This is a genomic window from Sphingobacterium bovistauri, from assembly GCF_020295405.1.
GTDB lineage: Bacteria > Bacteroidota > Bacteroidia > Sphingobacteriales > Sphingobacteriaceae > Sphingobacterium > Sphingobacterium bovistauri.
Window position 1 is genome coordinate 26,264 of record NZ_JADEYP010000027.1, and the last position, 20,098, is coordinate 46,361.

Consider the following 20,098-nt stretch of genomic DNA (forward strand, 5'->3'; position numbering starts at 1 on the left):
GCTTTGTTGAAATAATTTTTAAGAATAATTGGTAATGGCGGCAGAATTTAAACATTACGATTTAAAACTAATCAGACCGAGTTTTGATTCAAGATTAACAGACCTAATAATAGAGTTAGAGCATTTAAGGAAAAAACAATTAAGTGGTTCAACACATCCTCAAGTTTTTTTTCAGTTAAAACATATTTTTCACACACTTGAAAGTATCGGTTCTGCAAGAATTGAGGGGAATAATACGACTATTGCCGAATATTTTGAAAGTAAATTAGATGAAGATTCCAGTAAAAATGTATCTAACAATATTTTAGAGATTCAAAATATTGAAAGAGCAATGGAATTTATTGAGCAAAATGTAGTCGATTATCCAATTAACAAAAGTTTTATAAGTGAATTACATAAAATAATTGTAGATGGGTTACCAATTAGCAATGGTGGTGAAGGTGATAAAACTCCAGGAGTATATAGAAGTCATAATATTAAAATTTCTAATTCTAATCACTTACCACCAGAACCTTTTCTTGTTGAAAGCTTAATGGATGAAATGTTCGAATTCATTAGGAATGACGATTCTTCAAAATATGATTTGTTAAAATCGGCTATTACGCACCACAGATTCGTTTGGATTCACCCTTTTGGCAACGGTAACGGAAGAACTGTAAGATTATTTACATATGCTATGTTGATAAAAAATGGATTTAATGTAAATGTCGGTAGGATTGTAAATCCAACAGCAGTGTTTTGTAATAATAGAAATGAATATTATGATAAATTGTCAAAAGCTGATTTAGGAACAGAAGATGGTATTTTAGAATGGTGTGAATACGTTTTAAATGGATTAAAAGAAGAAATTGAGAAAATTGATAAGCTTTCTGATTATCAATTCTTAAAAGAGGAAATACTTTTGCCTTCAATCAATTTTTCATTAAGTCGTCAAATTATTACCGATACTGAAGCTAAGATTTTAAGAGAAACTATTGAAAAACAGGTTATTCAAAATTCAGATTTAGAAAAATTCTTTAAAGATAAAGCAAAGTCTGAAATCTCACGGCAAATAAAGAAGCTTATCGAAAAGAAAATGCTTGTACCAGAAAGAGAATCTGCTAGAAAGTATGTTTTAAGATTTGATAATAACTATTTATTTCGAGGAGTTATTAAGATGCTAGACGAAAAAGGGTTTTTACCGCTTCATGATTAAAATTGTAGCTATGGTTTTTCGGCTTGGCAGAGTGGCGGAAATCGAAGCACAACTGTTCATCGAAGCATTGCACTTGAACCTACTACAGGGCTGTCATTCGAAGCACTGAACCCGCTATTACGCCAAGCCGATGTGCATGTTGCACAACTCAATATAGTAAAAAATGCGTATCTTATTGTATGTAAGGACGCAATAATTTTACTCCACAATTATTTTATTAAACTAGTTTAGAATTTTTAGTTCCCAAGGATAACTACTATCGCATATTGCTTAGAGAGTTGGACTTACATTATTTGAATGGATTTACCTCGAAGTATTACGGTAGTGAAGGACAAGAAAGTATTGATCCCGTTGTCTTCTTCAAGATATTGTTGGTTATTTGAATAATATCAATAGCGATCGAGCATTGTTGCGATTTTGTGCTGACAGTTTGAGTATTCGTTTGTTTTTGGGTTATGATTTGGTTGAGGAATTACCATGGCATCCTACGATATCTAGAACGCGTCAATTGTATGTGGAAGAAGTGTTTTTAAGTTTGTTTCAAGAAGTCTTGCACAAATGCATAGCTAAAGGTATGGTTCGTGGTAAGCGTCAATGTGTAGACAGTGCTTTTATCAAAGCGAATGCGAGTATAGATTCATTGATCGAAAAGGAGATTGTGGATGATGCGAAGACTTACACTGAAGAGTTGAATATCAATTCGGAATATCAAGTCACGGCACAAAGGCAGAAGGAGGTGGAGCAACACCATTCTTGGAAGAAAGAAAGCTATAAAGATATGCCTGGCTCTCGGATGACCATCCAAAAGGATGTAGATGGTGAGGAAATACGCCCGAAATTTCTGAGCAACTACACGCATTATTCGCCTACAGATCCCGATGCGAAGATCTCGACCAAACCGGGCAAACCTCGTCAGTTGAATTATGCGGGTCAATTGGCAGTAGACAATGGACATCACGTCATCACTGGTGCCTGTGCTAGCACGTCAGGAAGTATTGATAGTGCGAGATTCAGTGATATAATGAATCAAACAATTGCTGACCTAAGGTAAAATGAGATCAATTTGGAATAAGTACTAGCCGATGCAGGCTACAGCAGTGGTGAGAGTTTGCAATATTGCGAAGATCATAATATCGATGCCTGGATTCCTAACTTTGGCCAGTATAAACCGGATCGCTTAGGCTTTTTTTTCAACGCAGATCAAGACCGTTACGAATGTATACAAGAGGGAGGAAATAAAGCCATGTTACCTTTCAAAGGTATCTCTGAGCCGATAGTAAAGGATATCAAAAGAAAACCTATCGGAGTAGTGAGAAGGATTGTAAAGATTGTCTTTTACGCGAGCAGTGTGGTGGAAAAGTGAGCAAATTCAAGAAGCTGGATGAAAGCATTCACAAACCGCTATATGACCGCATGCATCAAAAACTCGCCACCAACAAAGCCTATCATCGCAGATTAGTCAAGAGACGGAGCAGTACAGTAGAACCCGTTTTAGGCACGCTGATCAACCACCACAATATGAAACAAATAAATAGTCGAGGTCTGGCTCAGGCAAATAAACATGTTTTGATGGCAGCACTATGCTACAATCTGAAAAAGTATCTGAAATTCAGTCGCAAAAATCCCCAAATCATAGCCCAAAGTATGACGGCAGTATTAGGTAAACTTTTGTTTTATCGAAACGGACTTATCAACTTGCAAATAAGCCAATTTAAGCCTCTTAAAATACTACAGTGAACACAGCTTAAAATAACTAACCTCGTTTAAAAGGCTTAAACGAGGTTAAATATTCTTGGTTTTTAACTTTTAGAAGTAGTTGTGCAACAGTTACCCTTGTTAGGCGTCGTTATTTTTTCTTATTCCATCGTAGAAATAAGTAATAATATATTTATCAAAATCATCTAGCGCTTTCGTATTTTGTATTACGTAATCATAGCCAATTTTTGTAAATATTTCTACAGTGTTATGTATATTCAAATCAGGATTATAGAAATCAATGACTTTAGAAAGATGAATTTTTTTTGTAATCATTCTAGGTAAGCCATATTCTTCCAATTGATAAACAACTTTAGGCAAGAACGCATGTGAGCATAAAGTGATAAACCTTGAGATGTCATAATTTTTACTTGTTAGAATTCTCTTCTGTAGTAAATTAATATCTTGTAAAAGAGCAGTGAATTTGTATGTGACATTTCTTTCTAGTTTGAAAAAATCATCTATTCCAATATCATAATCTTCTAATTCAGATAATAATTCAGGAATTGATTTACTCCAATTATATGCGATTATTTTAATAAACTCAACAAATGTAGAATATGACGTTTCCCAATTTCCTGGTTGAAGTTTTATAATTTTATAAAGTAATCTATCCCAATCTTTTGGAGCAAATTTATTTAAGTAGAATAAACCGTTCCATTCATCAGGATTTTGTACTAAATCAATGGCAATTAATTTAATTAATTCTGAGTTGCTTGATTGAAAAGCTGATTCTCCTTTTAATTCAGAATAAATTTTAGCACCTATAAGGTTAGACATTTCGTCATTATAAGCTTTAAGTTTTGCTATTTGCTCATCTGTTAATAACCCCTGATAAGAAGTTTCATCTAAATCACCAAGAATTTCCTCTGGGAATGGAATGTCTAATTGTGTTTGTATTTCTTTTGGAGGTTGTTCTAATACATATATTTTACCTATAAAATGTTTAAACATTCTACCACCTCGCCCAATTATATTTTTGTAGGTGAAATCATCTAACTTTGCTGAACCTTTTCTGTTTCTCCAAATGATCACATTTTCGGCAGATGTGTTTACTCCCTCAATTATTGAAGATGTAGAAATTAGATTGTTTATACCATTTTCTTCTTCAAATAATTTGACTTGAATTTGACTTAATGATCTATGTAATCGTCCATTATGTATTCCAATACTTCTATTTATAAGTTTTGTTAAACTCCAATTTGAATCATAATTTTTAGATAGCCAATCAGAAAATTGATTTAATATTTCACTTTTAGTAGGGCTATTCGTTGTTAAAAATAAATTTGTTAAACTGTCTATATTTGAATATGTTCCTGCATAAATTAGTGTTTTTCCTGTATTGTTATCTAAAATATTTAGAAGAGCTTCACTTTTTTCCTCATTAGAATTTATTTCTTTATATAAATCATGTTTTTCTAGATAGACTGTATTAAAATCTAATTTAATAAATTCCATATCCTCTGTAAATGGATTATTATCTAAAGAAGTGATGTTTGGTGCTAAGTAATATTTTTGTTTTGACTTAGCCCCTAATTTTATCATTGCCCTAATTAAGCTAGATGAACGTTCTTTGTCAAAAGAGCTACTCGCTTTGTAAAACTCATCAACAATAATTATGTCAAATTGCTCTACTACATTAATGTAATTTATTGCTCGTTCTTGTGGGAATATAAATATATTTTTTTCGCTAAGCTCCACATCAGAAGTAGTAATAATTTTGTATTCGTGAGCAAATTTTTTATACAAACGCCTCCTAGTCTCGTCAGTTAGTGCTATTGTAGGAACAATTATTAAAACATTTTTTGGTTTTTTTAGCTTTATATAAGCATCTATTACAAAACTTTTACCAAAGCTTGTAGGAGCACTTACAGCAATGTTTTTACCACTTAATAAACTCTTAAGTAAATATGATTGTTCACGATGCAATGTAAGGGGATTCTCTTCACCAACATCAACTTTGAAAGCATTATAAATAAAGCGTTCTTGCCAATCAGAGGTTTCAGGTTCTAAATAGGGGAATAATCCAGTTTCTCTAATTAAATGATTGACTAATGGAGTATATGATAAACTATTTTTTTTATGGAAATCTAATAATTTTATTAGTTCTTGTCTAGCTTGGTTTTCATGTTCTTGAATAAGTAAGCTATTAATAACTTGACAGTTTTCAAATATATATTCATTCATATTAATTTCTATAAACTTGTGCTATTTGTATGAATTTGTCAACAATAGTTTTTTTATCTGCAATTGGAAAAAGAACAATATGAAACTTTATCTCATCATACAAATGCACGTCATTACATTTATTAATCTGTTTTTTAAAATATTCTGTAGCTCTTTCTTTATGATAATCTATCATTTTTTGTTTATAATCATTAGAATATATAGTTTCATTCTTGGTTTCCTCACATTCGTATAAAAGTAAAATTGGAATATTTAGTAATGGCTTAATTTTATCAATTGATACATCTTGAGAAAGATAATTTTTTATAGATTCGCGTAGTGATTCGTTAATTTCATCAAAGTCATTAATGTCACTTAAATTAGTTATAATGCTATTTTCTTTTTTTATTTTATCTAAACTAAGTGAAACTTTTACCGATTCTACAATTGTATCTAATCTTGCATTTTCAATGCTATTATAAAATTTTGACTCACCAAACCAAAGTGAAAAAGATTCAGGAGATTCAATTACAATGTGAACACTATCAGAACCTTTAGCTTCATCTTTTTTATTTTGTTTATAAAATATTTTAGGTACTATTGGTAATGCTTGATAATGATGCTTCATTATGCCGTATAAAACTATTTCAGCAATTTCGCTTCCTCTACCAATTGCATCAGTAGCTTCAACAAGACGTAGTTTTTTTGCTGCTTCAGTAAGTATTGAGCTTTCTCCATCAGAAAGAAGAGCTTTTCTTTCATTATGACTTAATGCCGTCTCTTTTATATTATCCCAAATAAATTTTTGAAATTTGTCATATCGCCATTTTCCATCCTCATAATCATTTAAAATTCCAACAACTCTTTTATTATTTGTTTGGGTTAAGGTCATGTCTTGTTTAAGATTTTCAAAAAAATCATTTACTATTACTTCAAATTTCATGTGTAGTTTGGTTTATAATGACGCCTAACATTATTATATACGCAATATATGTTTATTTATTAAACGTTTAAAATAATTTATAACTTTCTGTTGAGTAGTAGTTTATGGTTTTATGAAAATCTGCGTTTTTAATATAAAGGTTGTGTAAATTAGTTTGACTTTATACATTTTGTGTTATGGTTTTTTATAAGAAAAATATAAAATTAAAGAATTTAGAAAGGATAATAAGTATGTACTGTTTTTCAGATTTACAAATAGCATTTAATTGAAGAATGAGTTAAAAGAATTTTTGTCAAATGCGATTTGGTATTCTACGCTGAAATATTGTTGGATATAGGACTTTTTTTCTATTCGTACCAAATAGAAACTTTTATGTTGAAAATTTACAGGTGATAATATGCTCATTCGTATACAGAAATGGAATATAAATGAACTCAATTTCTCTTTGGAGTAGAGGTTGGCTTTTGTTTTTTATTAGGGTTTAATATGTATGGATAAGGTTAGGTTATTCAATTAATTTAGCACAAAGTTACTTCGCCAGATTGACGCGCCCCAGCGTATTTGGCTTACACACCCAATAAAATCAGTAATAAAATGGGTATCCGTTCTTATTGAACGGAGCCTCCTCACTACGTTCATTTTTTTCCTGATTTGTTTTGCTTGGTCAATCTATTGTCTCGTAGCGCACTGGTGTTAATTAATTTTTTTCACCTTAAAGCGTTAGACCATGCAAACTTTTTTAGATTTTAAAGAACTCCTAAACAGCAATGAAGACATTATTGTAAATGAATTAAGTTTATCTTATAAAAGATCAATTCAATTAAATGACCCACAATACATGAAATTGAATAGTTCATTAAAAGTAAGCAATCTCCTTAGAGAGATATGGGAAACTGATCAACTAGATGTTAGAGAAAGTTTCTATTTTCTGTGTTTTTCTTCTGGCTTAGATTTGATAGGTTATCAGAAAATTTCAGAAGGAGGATTGGATACAGTATTTGTAGATTTTAGATTATTGTTTTCTATAGCACTATTATCAAGAGCTACATCCATTGTAGTAGCACATAATCATCCTTCAGGAACACTTAAGCCAAGTGAAGCGGATAAGGTTCTTACCAAGAGAATTGTGCAAGCCGGTGAGCTGTTATCGCTGAATCTAAACGATCATATTATATTAACACAATCTAGTTATTACTCCTTTAGAGATGAAGGGCTATTATAAGTCCTTTTTTTGAAAAGAAGCAGCTTAACATTTTGTGATTTTTGCTGCTATTCGATGGTAGAAATATGATCATTGCTTTTTGCTACAGGCTTTATTTATGGAATGCTTTTAATCATCGTTTTTCTTTAATGAAGTATAACCTTGAATCTAATTCTGTTTTCATTTTATCCTAGTAAATTATATTAGGCTATTTATAGATTGGTTCTCATTTATTCCCAATTGTTCTATTTTGGTATATGGTATTGGATATTAATTCATTTTAGTAGACCTATTATTTAAAATAATTACATTCATTTTTTCAAAATAAATTTCATCCCAATAATCTCAACTTGGGAAAATATATTGTCAACTTATTTTATTTAGAACCTAAAGTATAGTTTTCTTATATTTTTTTTAATTGACTAAATAATAATAGGTTATATTGGTTTATTTAAAGTCTAAAGATTGGTTTTTTTAATGCATTTAATCAGTAAAATAAATCGACACCAACATTCTCACCTTGTGAAAAAGCCCTTATTACTCTTCTCAATTTTGACCTCAATAAAAGACATGTTCTTTGACATTGAGGGAAGAAGCATTTCAGATTAAGTTTCTGAAATTAAAGTGCAATCGATTAAAATATCGATGAACCATAGGCAGCCGGTTTCGGCAGGTATGTACGTACCTACGTGAGTATTCCCAAACAGTTACATGAATCAATTACCGTTATTGATGTTTGTCATTCTATACCTACAAAAGGGAGTATCTCTGTAAAGAGTGCTCCCTTTAGTAGGTATAGGGAAATCTGTTTTCTCTTTCTATAACCAAGTGACAGTCTAAATATTTAACTAAATGGTAACATGGAATATTGCAACACAAATTAAAGATCAGGTAGCGCTGGTTGATCTTTTGGCCAAATTAGGACATAATGCAGCGTATAGCTCGGGAAAAGAATTGTTTTATAAAAGCATGCTGCGAGAGGAGCGAACACCATCTTTTTGCGTAGATGAAAAACTAGGAGTATGGTATGATCATGGTGGGGCAAATACATCTGGAATAAAAGGCGGAAATATCATTGACTTTGGTTTAGCTTTTTGGTACCCCTTAAGATTTAAAGAGGTACTGCGTAAAATAGCTGATATCATGGCTATTCCACTTGATGAGAGTATAAATGTCCCTATGCAGGTGAAACGTCCTAGAACTACCGCATTAAAAGTTTCTAACTATGAAATTGAAACTATCAAAGCATTGAATACGCATCCAGCAATTACACGTTTCTTGAAAAGTAGAGGTATATGGGAGGTTGCTCAAGAGCATATCAAAGAAGTGTATTATGCCATAAAAGCAGGACCTAAAGCTGGTAGACAGTTTTTTTCAGCAGGATGGCAGAATGATAGCGGAGGCTGGGAATTACGTAATCAGATAGCTGACCGTGACTTTAAATCTTGTTTAGGGAAAAAGGCTATTACAACGATACCAGGAAGTGCAGATTCACTAGCGATATTCGAAGGTTTTATGGATTTTCTGAGCTGGAAAGTAGATAATCCAGAAGCAGGTGATACTATAATTGTTTTAAACTCTGTAGTTCTATTGGATGCAGCCATCACTAAAGCGCAAAGCTTTTCTAGGGTTCATGCTTATTTTGATCGTGATAAAGCTGGTGAATCTGCTTTTCAAAGTTTAAAGAGTGTAATTCCGCATGCCGTAGATCAATCCTTTATCTATCATAAGCACAAAGACTATAATGAAATGTTGATGGCACGTAAAACAAATCTCCTTTTTTATGAAGAAGAACATATTTATGAAAAAATGCTGGCTACATATAGGCGATAATTAGCTAGCTTATTTATTAGCTGATTACCTAGACTACTGATATATCGATTAATTAGTCTTTCAACTTATCATTGGGGCAGCTCATCCTTTAGCAAATTAGCCTTACGAATAGCTAATGGATTTGCTAGTTGGCTGATTTGCTACTATATGAGGGAATGGATTATATAATTAGCTTGCTTAGTAGCTTAGTCGTTTTGTAATCTACCTGTTTACTACTTAGCCTAACGTTCAGCTATTGAACTATTGAATAGCCCTTAAAATAGTAAGTAGTTCTTATCTCTTGCCATTGATGTAATTTTCTAGTGCTGACGATTATAACAATTCATTAATACTTAGTGTAAGTTGATAGTTTATTCAAAATAACATAAGTATACTGTAAACTATGTGATTATAAGTAGTATCATTTTAATGAATCGTTATTTTTTTTATATGCTATTGCTATCGTGTTTTCCGCCACAAGCTTGAGTAGGATATCGTAAAAGATTACTTGTTTTGTTAGCTGCAAGTTGTGTTTTCGGGTACCCAAAAACGACCTTGCCTTCGTCCTCTGACACCCTCGCGGTGACCTCGTAGAAAGAATGAAAAACCTGCGCAACTTGGATTTTTTTAGTTAAAACGATTATCAATATGTCGATGAAGAAAGCGCTTAAAAAGGTCGGCAGACCAGTCATGATGAGTGGTAAACGTATACATCTCATTAAAGCCAAACTCACAGATGCCGAAATAATACTCCTCAATAATATACAACGGGAATCAGGCCTGAACAGAACAGATCTTATACGCAAACGAGTTCTTTCAGGTAAAGTCTTAAACATGAATATAGCAGAAATTATAGCCCTATTTGATCCTATTGGTGCGGAGTTAGGAAGATCTGGAAACAATATCAACCAACTGGCCCGTCATGCTAATATGCTCAACAGACAGCACAAATTGGATTCCACTACAGTTTCCGCATTCAATTCACTTTTAGCAGAATATGTCCAGATTCAAGGTGAACTAGAGAAAGCACTTCGCCAGCTACTTCGAAAAATTAAGAATATTTAATAGCCATTTAATGATTGTAAAAATACTCCAAAAGAGCGCATCATTTAAAGCAGTTCGGTACAATACTAGTAAGGTGGAAAAAGACCGAGGTGAACTTCTCCTTGTGCAGAATTTCGGAATTTTAAATGGGATTGAGAATCTTCGTCCGCAAGATTACATTAATTATTTAGAAGCATTATCATCACGAAATAGCCGAATAAAGTACCCTCAATTTCATGTTGCAATCTCCACAAAGGGACGTGCACATAGCAAAGAGGAGCTTTCAACTATTGCCCAGCAGTGGATGCAGGGCATGGGATACGGAAAACAGCCTTATCTACTGATATTTCACAAGGATAGTGCAAACAACCATATCCATATTGTATCTAGTCGTGTAGGTAGAGATGGAAAGAAAATAGCAGACAGCTATGAGAAATTACGTGCTTATCAGGTATTGAACCAAATCTTAGGTGAAAATGAACAATACACCTTAACGCAATACATGCAACAAGCATTATCCTACAGCTTTTCCACTCGTGCTCAATTTACACTTTTACTAGAATTACAGGGGTATGCGATAAGCATAGAAGAGACCTGTATTAAAATCAGTAAATACGGTCGCGTAATTGATAAAATTGAAGTAGAGAAGCTAGATACTTTAATAGCTGGTAGAAATAAGGATACCGTACGCATTGCGCAGATACGTGCTCTAATGCATCGTTACGCTGGTGAATACGACAACAAATTGCAATTAGTAGACGCTAAATTTAGCTCACAATTGTCTAGATTTCTTTACGAAAAATTTGGTTTACAGGTCATCATTCATGGGAAAGCAGGTAAAACTCCATATGGGTATACCGTAATTGATCATGCTGAAAAATCAGTGTTTAAAGGTGGTGAAATAATGCCACTACGAGAGTTTATTACATTAAGTGATGATTTAATTAAAGGCATTAAAGAGTCTTATGATAAAGAGGTAGCTGAGGTATTTAATTTCAAAAATACAGCTCTGAATGTTAGTGCATTTTCTACTGTTCTTACCCAAGATGGATTCTTTAACCTTTCCTCAAGTGCTAATGAAGAAGCCTCGAATTGTCTTTCGGTTGTTGAAATCAATATTTCTGATGATGTAGATGATGAAGCTGTTCATAGCCGTAGAAGAAAAGGAAAACAAAAACCAGGTTCAATTACACGATAAATCATTTAAAAGCAATTCACTATGGTCATATTAATAGGAAATCAAAAGGGAGGGGCAGGAAAAAGCACAATAACGCTGCTTCTAGCCAATTACCTGAGTGAAGTACAGCAGCAAAAAGTAACCGTTCTTGACATGGATTATCAGCAGTCTGTTTCATCTAAATACGTGAAGGCTAAGATACTTGACAACGATGCGCCTTACGAGGTAATACCTGCTGATCTGAAGCACTTTCCAATTTTATTAAAAGTACTAACCAAAAACCCAAATGAAATAGTACTAATTGATCTTCCTGGAAAAATGGACGATGATGGTCTTATACCAGTCATACTATCAGGTGATTTAATTATTTCTCCATTCAATTACGATGAATTATCAGTAGACTCTACACTGCTGTTCGCAATGGTAGCAAGCAAAATCAATAATCAGGCACCTATCGTTTTTATACCTAACCGTATAAAATCAAATGTACGCTACAGCACTCGTGGCGAAGTAGATAATGTTCTTAAAAAATTTGGAACAGTTACTTCAGGTATTTCTGATCGTATAGATTTTCAGCGTGTCAGTACACTTTATACACCAGCGATAGTACTGCCTGTTATTCTGCCCTTATTTGACCTTATCTATGAAACCTATATCCGTAGAAAGGACATTATATGCTAGAAATAAAAACACTGGCTGATCAGCTCCGAGAAAAGCTTCGAACTGCTGATACTGAAGATAAGCGATTAGAAAAGGCTGAAAATTTACTTCAAAAGGAAGCAATTCCCTCTAAGAATAAAACACCTATATCACCTGATCAACAAAAAGTAGATGCGTTCTTTAAAGCCATTGAAGAATTCAAGCTGGAAGCTACAGAAAAAAGTATGATTCGAGTTGATTCACGCACAATCAATTTACTCAAACGGATGAAACTTGCCAAAGAAATTGATATGAACCGCTTTATCGTATACGCACTACATCAATACATAAGCCAGCACCCATGGCTTCCCAAACATATCCAAGAAATACTTAAAAATACCGATTTATGAACTGGACAAATTTCCTACTTATCCTTACGCTATTATACCTAACGTATTATGGTCTAAACCTCCTGTATGATTTATTTAGAGCTCGAAAGCCTATTAAGAATGAAAGTGCAGAAGAGCTATTATTTTTTGATGAGGACATACAGCCTCAACTTATACTGCCAAAAGAAGAGCCACAACAAGATGTTGATCGTATTTCTCAGCCTTCGATAGATATGGAATTTGATTATCAAATACTAGAGCAAACAGCTAAAGAGACGCAGGCATCTACAAATCCCATTCAATCAACTGGTGCTGTTAGCTTAAAAGAATTGTTTAGCCTAGCCAAAATTAACTTAATAGAATACACAGGAGAAATAAGCTATTGATGGTTAGTAATTCACGATGGATCGTAAGCATGATTTGGCTGTGCTTGTTGTTCTTATCTCCATTAATAGGCAATGCTCAGCCTGGAATTAATGATTTTTATAGTGCCACAAGGGAGGTGCACCGCTGGTACTTTTCTTTTTCAGACCTCATCTTGGTTATTGGTGCAATAGCTGGAATTCTTGGGGGACTACGAGTTTTTACCAACTGGCAATCAGGTAAGCACCATCATATCGATGCGCAGGTCATGGGCTGGTTCTTTTCCTGCCTTTTTCTCACACTGATCGGCGTATTCCTACGCGCACTTTACGGAATCAGTTAATTCAATTTTTATACATCCTTTAATTTTTATCTAATGACAGTAACAACTAAAAAACTGTTTACATCTGCTGTGCTTATGATTGCCGCAGTTAATGCATTAATAGCACAGACAGGAGGAGGAACTACAGGTATTAATGCGGCGACTTCTTCACTCACTAGTTATGTTGATCCCGTATCAACCCTAACACTTGCTATCGGAGCTGTAGTCGGTATTATCGGCGGTGTACGCGTCTATATCAAGTGGAATTCTGGCGATAATGATATCAATAAAGAGTTAATGGGTTGGGGAGGATCCTGTCTATTCTTGGTATTGGTTTCTGTGGTTATCAAAGCATTCTTTGGGGTGTAATGTTACGTCGATTTTCTATATACAAGGGGCTGCAGAAGCCCCTTGTATATCGTGGCTTTAAAGGAAAATTTATCGGTTGGGGAATCGGCTCTTTAATAGCAGGTATTGTTGCTGGAGGTCTTATAGGCGCACTGAGTAGTATGTATTTCGGTGGATTTATTACCCTAATCAGCATTGCAGCAGGCATAAGCTATACCTTCCATAGACAGAAATCCGGACTCCACGATAAAGCAAGAGCCAAAGGTGTATTTATTCATCCCATAAACCTCAAGAAAAAATATGCAGCGTACATCTCCTAAAACAGAATTCCGAATGCCCTATGTCGGTATTGATCATTTCCATGGTGAAGCATTGCTGTATGGAGATCGTGGAGATTTTTCAGCAATATTCAAATTACGCAATCCTGTAACACAATATGGGGCTGACCCTGAACCCTATACCGCTTATCATAACTTGTTATTGAATACGATTAAAATACTCGGGGAGGGGTATATTATTCAGAAGCAGGATGTGTTTTCTAGAATGCAGTTTCAATCAGAAGTGGCGTCAGAGTTTTTACAACAGAAATATGCTGAACACTTCAAAGGGCGTGAATACACGCAGATTACGACCTACCTGACAATCACTAAACTAGTTAAAAGAAATGCTTTTTATGTTCATGATCCCAAAGCTTTGGCTGAGTTTACGCAACAACTGGATAAGCTATTTGATTTAATGCAAGGGGCTGGGATGATGCCTGAGCGACTGAATGAAAAACAAATTCATCAGCTCGTATCGCGAATACTTACTATGGATTTTACCTCTGAAAATATTGTTCTGGATAACATAGCTGCAGGTGACACAGAACTTAAATTGGGTGATCGCGCACTACGAAACATAAGTTTAATCAATACTGACGTCATAGACCTACCTGAGACTGTAAGTACCTATACACAGCGACAGGAAAGTAGAAACCTTCGTGATTTCCCCGTGGACAATCTTTTCTTTTTACACCATGTTCCCGATTACAGTTGCATCATCTATAATCAGCTAATAGAAATTCCTGGGCAACAGCAGACATTGAACAAATTGGAGCTGAAGCGTAAGAGGCATTCTGGGGTGCCTGATCCAGCTAATTTAATTTGTGTGGAGGACATCGATAAACTACTTGTTGATGTAGCACGCGAAAATCAGCTGCTCGTACATGCGCATTTTAATATTTTGCTGTGTGCTGACCATAAGAAAATAGGTAAAGCCGCTAACTTTATTGAAGCATCTCTCTTTCAATTGGGTATTATTCCCTCACGAAATGCCTATAACCAACTGGAGCTCTTTCGTACCGCTCTGCCAGGAAATGGGGTAGAAATCAAAAAGTACGATTGGTTTTTAACAACCTCTGATGCTGCTATTTGTCTTCTTTTTAAAGAAGCGTTACAAACTGAAGAAAATTCGGATTTTCTAATTCGATTTACCGATCGTCAAGGAATACCCATAGGGATTGATCCAGCAGATGTGCCTATGCGCACAGGAAGGATAAACAATCGCTCTAAATTTACACTTGGTCCATCTGGCTCAGGAAAGTCTTTCTTCATGAATGCCTTGGTCGAGCAGTACTGCCGGTATAATATGGATGTAGTAATCGTGGATACAGGCGACAGTTATTCCGGATTATGCAGTTATTACAAAGGGAAATACATTACCTATACGGAAGAGAAGCCTATTTCCATGAATCCCTTTGCGCTATCAAGAAAGGAGTTCAATTTGGAGAAAAAGGACTTTTTAAAAACCTTAATTGCTTTACTCTGGAAGGGTGCTGATGGACAGCTCACACAGATTGAAGATACGGTGCTTTCTAATGTATTGTCTTCCTATTACTACGAACATTTCTGGTTAGACCCGGGTGAGCAAAACCCCAAACGTCCAGAAAAACTAGACTTTGACTCTTTTTATACCTATTCTGTAGATAGAATACGGAATATTACCGAACAGGAATCGATAAGCTTTGATTTGGATGAGTATCGCTATGTACTTAGAAAGTTTCATACTGGACAGGAATTCGGTACTGTACTTAATGAGACTGCTGATTCTTCACTTTTTACTGAAAAGTTTATTGTCTTTGAAATTGATAACCTAAAGGAAAATAAAGTGCTTTTTCCCATTGTAACCCTTATTATAATGGATGTATTTCTTCAAAAAATGAGGCATAGAAAAGATAGGCGTAAAGCTCTTATTGTGGAAGAAGCTTGGAAAGCGATAGCCTCCCCACTAATGGCATCTTACCTGTTATACCTTTATAAAACTGTACGTAAGTTTTGGGGAGAGGTTGTTGTCGTAACGCAGGAATTGGGAGATATATTAGGTAACCCCATTGTTAAAGACTCCATATTAGCCAATTCAGACACTATCTGTCTGCTTGATCAAAGTAAATTTCGAGAGAACTATGACGCTATTGCTAAACTACTATCCATAACTGAAACGGAACAACGTAAGATTTTTACGATCAATCAACTTGAAAATAAGGAGAAAAGAGGTCGTTTTAAAGAAGTTTATATCCGCCGAGGTACAACAGGTGAAGTATATGGTGTTGAGGTTTCTATTTATCAATACCTGTGCTATACGACTGAGAAACCTGAAAAGAGTGCTGTAGAAAGTTATGTACGTAAACAGGGTAATTACCGTGATGGCCTAACTGCTTTTGTAGAAGATTTAAAATCTTCTGGTCTACAGCTCGGAGAGTTTGTGACCCAGGTGAATAAAGCATCTCTATAAAATTTCCAATTATTCATTTATTAATTATTCCTCCACTCTATGATGAAGATAGCCTTTCTAGTCTGCTTTATGCTGTACTATATAAAGTGTCAAGCGCAGATTTATATTGATCCTGCCGTAGCAACAGCTACAGCTTCCCATGCAGCAGTAATTAATGGTCAGCTCAATAATACAAATGATAAACTAACATTAATCCAACGTGGTCAACTTGCTGTAACGGGACAGCTTGTTATTGTAAACGACTTACAAGATAAGATTTACAAAGGCCTAAGTGAGGTGTCTTCAGTAGTTCGGAATTTACTAGCCGTACGAGATATTGCAGATATAAGTACAGACATCATTCAGTACGGTAACCGTGCGATGAAGTTAGCCGGAAATAATCCCGCTCTGCTGCTTTTTGCTGAACAAGGGGCAAGGGAGTTTAAAACTAGGGCTTCTAATCTGGCGGTAGAAGTAACTGCTTTTGTTACCAGAGGGGGAAAGGACAACCTCATGGATTCTGGGGAGCGAGCAAAACTATTAAACCGAATAGTAACCGAAATGACGATCCTTCGTGGTGTCGTATATGGCATGTATCGATCCATGTATTGGGCAAAACAACGCGGGATCTTGAACGCATTAAATCCTTATGCAGGATTTATCAATATCGATAGACGTCTAGCCGATGACATTATACGCAACGCTAAATATTTGAAACAATGAGAAAGGTCCTGATCCTGCTATTATTTATGCTGTCCCACTATAAAGGCCATGCTCAACTGAATGTAGAATTGCTCCATCAGTTAGTGAACCACAGTAAGGAGGAAAACGATCGTCAAAATATTGCTCGTAATCGTCAAGCGCAAACCTCAGCGAATGAAGAAGTAAACCGATCTAAAATGGATGAGCTGAAAGACAAGTATCGGATTTTGCAAAGTAGGTTTCACAGCATAGGTTTAGCTATTGATGCTACACAAATTGGACTGCAAGCTGCGCCTATCATTCGAGAAATTGTAGATCATCAAACGACCATTTTTAACCTAGCTACGCAGGATCCTTTACTCCTCGTGATGGCCTATCAAACCCAAGCTGATCTGGTCGACAATGCATACCGACTCAGCCAATTTCTCTATGCTCTCGCACTAAGTATAGGCGACATTAACCGGATGAAGTCCAGCGATCGTAAGATTTTGTTTGAACATGTATTGACCGAGCTGCGCAGGATGGCAAGTACATCAAGAGGGCTTGCCGCAAACATGTACTACAGTAACCGAAAACGAATGCTCGAATCTATCAATCCATTTTCGGAATATCTGAACAAAGACAAGCAGCTCTTGGAAAGCATTCTTTCTAAAATCAAACAGTTTTGACAATGCGTAAAATTATTTACTTCCTATTGATTTTTTTGTGTAGCAGAAATGGATATGGGCAGGGGGTGGTATCTGTCATATTAGATAGAAAACACTTGACAACAGTTCTCGAAAATGGAGCTGCCCGTACCGCAGCAGAGCTAACACACAACAGTTACCTCGGAACTATCCATGACAGACTAGATGATATCAACTTCAATGTTAGCGCTGTGGTTTTAGTGCAAGATATGATTCACCGTTCGCTAACAGAAGTTGATCAGGCATTGCGCACGGGGCTTACAGTACGGCAGATTGCACAGATTAGTACCGAGATCGTTGCTGAATGTAATGCGATGATTCAAACAGCAAAAGAGGATCCTCATTTATTGCTTTTTGCTGAAGAGATTGCCCTACAGTTGAAAAACAGAGGTGTTAATCTCGTCGCTGAAGTTTCCAGCTTCGTATTGAAAGAGGGACAGAATTTATTGATGGATTACAGCAAACGCGATCAATTGCTTCGTAAGATTGTACTCGAACTCCAAGTCATGCGAGCCCTAGCCTATAGTATGCACAAATCAATGTATTGGGCAAAGTTGCGTGGAGTTTTTCGAACCCTTAACCCTTATAGTCAATTTATTAATACCGATAAACGTATAATCGAAAATATACGCTATAACATTAATCAATTAAAGAATTAGCTTATGAAATTAATAGTTTCCATTTTGTTGTTCCTAGCAACTTGCGCGTTCCAACAGAGCATTGCGCAGACAGTCAGGTACCTGACCGACCAACATATTGTCAACCAGCAGCAGCGCATGGTGTATAAACAATGGGATTCAAATAAGTTTACCCCTACAAAAGGTTTTCTTGGGCTCAATCCAAATTATTGGTTGACCTGGGCATGGCACCCCAATTACCCCAGAAAAGACTTAAGACCGCTCAGCGCGTCTGGACCGCAGACGCAACGATTGCTGCTTGTTGTAGCAATGAAGAATACAGTGGAGGCTTATAAAAAGCATACTGACACCCTTAGGAATTTAGCTCTTAGTGAAATAACAGGTTATTCTGGAGCTACCTCAATAGCTGATCCACTATGGCAAATTTACTACCAAAATGAATTAAAACTACTTATGGAGCAGGATGATCCTCTTCAAGGAAGTACATTAGAGGTTAAACAGTACATGACTAGAACTGGAGCGCTAGAATGGTATACGGAAGAGATGAGAGCGCTGGCGCAGCGGCTAAATTCGACCAGATCATTAAATATGGAAAGGGAATCAAGCATCATGACTTATCACCTTATCCTGCAGGAATACCGGCAACTTCTAGCTACATGGGATGCTAAAAAACAAAGGGCCGACTTATATCTTAAACTCAGTCAGGTAAATGCGCAAATAAAGGGATTGCACTGGTCGACTTTGGCACCAGCTGGTAGAAGTGATCGACAGATTGCAGATGATATATTAAGTAAATCCAAATTCTAAACGATACACGATGAATTTTAATTTATTAATCTCAGCGATACCCTCTCAACAAGTAGCAGTAGATGTACCGCAATCATTTAAAGATACATTCAATTTTCAGCAAGGGAATGGGGTATACGATGATGTCATGATGTATTTTTTACGGCAGATGAAAAATACCCTTTGGACACATTATGATGCTTTTATTGCCGATGCTCAAGCGTTAAGTGCGATATTTATGCTCGTCTTTTTTGCCATTAAAGCCTATGAAATGATGGCTGGTGATAAGCAACTCGAAGTAATGCCTTTATTGCGTCCTTTTGGACTCGTGATGGTAATCTTATGGTGGCCTACTTTTACTAAAGTTATCGCTTACCCAACAGATCTTGTATCCCTTAAGACAGAAGTGCTATTTAACGAAAGTCAGACAGAGGTCAATAACCTGAGGTTAGAAAGGGCAAAATTGATGGTAGATGTCGCCGATCAGCTTCTTACCCTAGAAGCGGAAGCGGAGACGGCAAGAATAGAGGCGGACACATGGTATGAAAAGGCTTGGGAATCTGTCCGATCATCGGTAAAGGAAGGTTTTTCACAAGTTTGGAATCCTATCGTAGAAATGAGTAATAGACTAAAAGTGGGATGGCAGCTTTTAATGACTTCCTTACTGGAAATTTTAGCCATATGGTTACTTCGTATCTGTGTATATATCGTTTTTATTATACAGATCATTTATTCTACCATACTGCTTATACTCGGACCTTTTTCTGTGGCGGCAAGTATATTACCGGCTTTTCGTGATTCCTTTAGTACATGGGTAGCACGATTTATTTCTGTTAATCTTTACTCTGGTATAGCTTATTTGGTGATGTATGTATCCTCACTGATTCAACATTATGCCATGGAAGCAGAGATATCTCGTTACCAGCAGCTAGTTGATACATCAGGGGCTGCGCTTGAAAAACTAACTGTATTTGCTTCTAACGGTGTACTGTCCTTCGGAATGGTTATAGGCACATTTGTAATAGGAGCACTAACGATGCTTACTGTCCCAAGTATTTCAACTTGGATAATCTCCACGTCAGGAATTTCATCTGCAGCCTCAACGATGGGTAGAGGTTCGGGAAGCTTATCGCGAATAATGGGTAAAGTGATCAGAAAAGGATTATAGCATTAAATAGATAAAA

Annotated in this window: 21 protein-coding genes and 1 pseudogene; 20 read left to right on the forward strand and 2 right to left on the reverse strand. The window is 35.6% G+C overall.

Going from position 1 to position 20,098, the window contains the following annotated elements; all coding sequences use genetic code 11:
- The first annotated feature begins 34 nt into the window (after positions 1 to 34).
- The 4 genes and pseudogenes from IPZ78_RS13365 to IPZ78_RS13380 form a co-directional block, all read left to right on the forward strand.
- Entirely contained in the window at positions 35 to 1,195 is a 1,161-nt protein-coding gene (locus IPZ78_RS13365) for a Fic family protein (protein WP_225554493.1), read from the forward strand.
- Between the two features lie 379 nt (positions 1,196 to 1,574).
- On the forward strand, positions 1,575 to 2,246 hold the full coding sequence (locus tag IPZ78_RS13370) for a transposase (RefSeq protein ID WP_262903877.1): 672 nt from the start codon (positions 1,575 to 1,577) through the stop codon (positions 2,244 to 2,246).
- Positions 2,247 to 2,303: 57 nt separating this feature from the next.
- Positions 2,304 to 2,558 carry a hypothetical protein gene (locus tag IPZ78_RS13375; protein ID WP_225554494.1) on the forward strand — a complete coding sequence of 85 codons (255 nt, stop codon included), beginning with the start codon at positions 2,304 to 2,306 and terminating at the stop codon, positions 2,556 to 2,558.
- Positions 2,534 to 2,932: pseudogene (locus IPZ78_RS13380) on the forward strand (transposase); the annotation flags it as partial. The gene IPZ78_RS13375 and the pseudogene IPZ78_RS13380, both read left to right, overlap by 25 nt.
- 99 nt (positions 2,933 to 3,031) lie before the next feature.
- On the opposite strand, the gene IPZ78_RS13385 reads toward IPZ78_RS13380, so the two are convergent.
- Complete coding sequence (locus IPZ78_RS13385; RefSeq protein WP_225554495.1) at positions 3,032 to 5,137, reverse strand: DEAD/DEAH box helicase; 2,106 nt, start codon at positions 5,135 to 5,137, stop codon at positions 3,032 to 3,034.
- A 1-nt stretch (position 5,138) separates the two neighbouring features.
- Complete coding sequence (locus IPZ78_RS13390) at positions 5,139 to 6,059, reverse strand: HamA C-terminal domain-containing protein (protein ID WP_225554496.1); 921 nt, start codon at positions 6,057 to 6,059, stop codon at positions 5,139 to 5,141.
- Between the two features lie 727 nt (positions 6,060 to 6,786).
- Here IPZ78_RS13390 and IPZ78_RS13395 point away from each other — a divergent pair.
- The 16 genes from IPZ78_RS13395 (at position 6,787) to IPZ78_RS13470 (ending at position 20,082) form a co-directional block, all read left to right on the forward strand.
- On the forward strand, positions 6,787 to 7,281 hold the full coding sequence (locus tag IPZ78_RS13395; protein ID WP_225554497.1) for a JAB domain-containing protein: 495 nt from the start codon (positions 6,787 to 6,789) through the stop codon (positions 7,279 to 7,281).
- A gap of 831 nt (positions 7,282 to 8,112) precedes the next feature.
- Entirely contained in the window at positions 8,113 to 9,093 is a 981-nt protein-coding gene (locus tag IPZ78_RS13400; protein WP_225554498.1) for a toprim domain-containing protein, read from the forward strand.
- Between the two features lie 669 nt (positions 9,094 to 9,762).
- A complete protein-coding gene (locus tag IPZ78_RS13405; RefSeq protein WP_225554499.1) occupies positions 9,763 to 10,137 on the forward strand; it encodes a plasmid mobilization protein in 375 nt (124 codons plus the stop codon).
- Positions 10,138 to 10,147: 10 nt separating this feature from the next.
- Entirely contained in the window at positions 10,148 to 11,314 is a 1,167-nt protein-coding gene (locus IPZ78_RS13410; RefSeq protein WP_225554500.1) for a relaxase/mobilization nuclease domain-containing protein, read from the forward strand.
- A gap of 21 nt (positions 11,315 to 11,335) precedes the next feature.
- Positions 11,336 to 11,974 carry a ParA family protein gene (locus tag IPZ78_RS13415; protein ID WP_225554501.1) on the forward strand — a complete coding sequence of 213 codons (639 nt, stop codon included), beginning with the start codon at positions 11,336 to 11,338 and terminating at the stop codon, positions 11,972 to 11,974.
- The gene (locus IPZ78_RS13420) at positions 11,968 to 12,342 is read left to right on the forward strand and encodes a hypothetical protein (protein ID WP_225554502.1); all 375 of its coding nucleotides are present in this window, start codon (positions 11,968 to 11,970) and stop codon (positions 12,340 to 12,342) included. The genes IPZ78_RS13415 and IPZ78_RS13420 overlap by 7 nt, the downstream gene beginning before the upstream one ends.
- The gene (locus tag IPZ78_RS13425; protein ID WP_225554503.1) at positions 12,339 to 12,707 is read left to right on the forward strand and encodes a hypothetical protein; all 369 of its coding nucleotides are present in this window, start codon (positions 12,339 to 12,341) and stop codon (positions 12,705 to 12,707) included. Before IPZ78_RS13420 ends, IPZ78_RS13425 begins: the two co-directional genes overlap by 4 nt.
- 29 nt (positions 12,708 to 12,736) lie before the next feature.
- A complete protein-coding gene (locus tag IPZ78_RS13430) occupies positions 12,737 to 13,027 on the forward strand; it encodes a DUF4134 family protein (RefSeq protein WP_225554504.1) in 291 nt (96 codons plus the stop codon).
- 33 nt (positions 13,028 to 13,060) lie between these two features.
- Entirely contained in the window at positions 13,061 to 13,375 is a 315-nt protein-coding gene (locus IPZ78_RS13435; protein WP_225554505.1) for a DUF4134 domain-containing protein, read from the forward strand.
- A complete protein-coding gene (locus IPZ78_RS13440; protein ID WP_225554506.1) occupies positions 13,309 to 13,674 on the forward strand; it encodes a DUF4133 domain-containing protein in 366 nt (121 codons plus the stop codon). The genes IPZ78_RS13435 and IPZ78_RS13440 overlap by 67 nt, the downstream gene beginning before the upstream one ends.
- Complete coding sequence (locus IPZ78_RS13445; protein ID WP_225554507.1) at positions 13,655 to 16,123, forward strand: TraG family conjugative transposon ATPase; 2,469 nt, start codon at positions 13,655 to 13,657, stop codon at positions 16,121 to 16,123. The genes IPZ78_RS13440 and IPZ78_RS13445 overlap by 20 nt, the downstream gene beginning before the upstream one ends.
- A 39-nt stretch (positions 16,124 to 16,162) precedes the next feature.
- A complete protein-coding gene (locus IPZ78_RS13450) occupies positions 16,163 to 16,825 on the forward strand; it encodes a hypothetical protein (protein ID WP_225554508.1) in 663 nt (220 codons plus the stop codon).
- Complete coding sequence (locus IPZ78_RS13455; RefSeq protein ID WP_225554509.1) at positions 16,822 to 17,472, forward strand: hypothetical protein; 651 nt, start codon at positions 16,822 to 16,824, stop codon at positions 17,470 to 17,472. The genes IPZ78_RS13450 and IPZ78_RS13455 overlap by 4 nt, the downstream gene beginning before the upstream one ends.
- A gap of 2 nt (positions 17,473 to 17,474) precedes the next feature.
- Positions 17,475 to 18,149: a hypothetical protein gene (locus IPZ78_RS13460; protein WP_225554510.1), complete on the forward strand. Its 675-nt coding sequence runs from the start codon at positions 17,475 to 17,477 to the stop codon at positions 18,147 to 18,149.
- A 3-nt stretch (positions 18,150 to 18,152) separates the two neighbouring features.
- Entirely contained in the window at positions 18,153 to 18,935 is a 783-nt protein-coding gene (locus IPZ78_RS13465) for a hypothetical protein (RefSeq protein WP_225554511.1), read from the forward strand.
- A gap of 10 nt (positions 18,936 to 18,945) precedes the next feature.
- A complete protein-coding gene (locus tag IPZ78_RS13470; protein WP_225554512.1) occupies positions 18,946 to 20,082 on the forward strand; it encodes a plasmid transfer protein in 1,137 nt (378 codons plus the stop codon).
- Positions 20,083 to 20,098 lie beyond the last annotated feature (16 nt).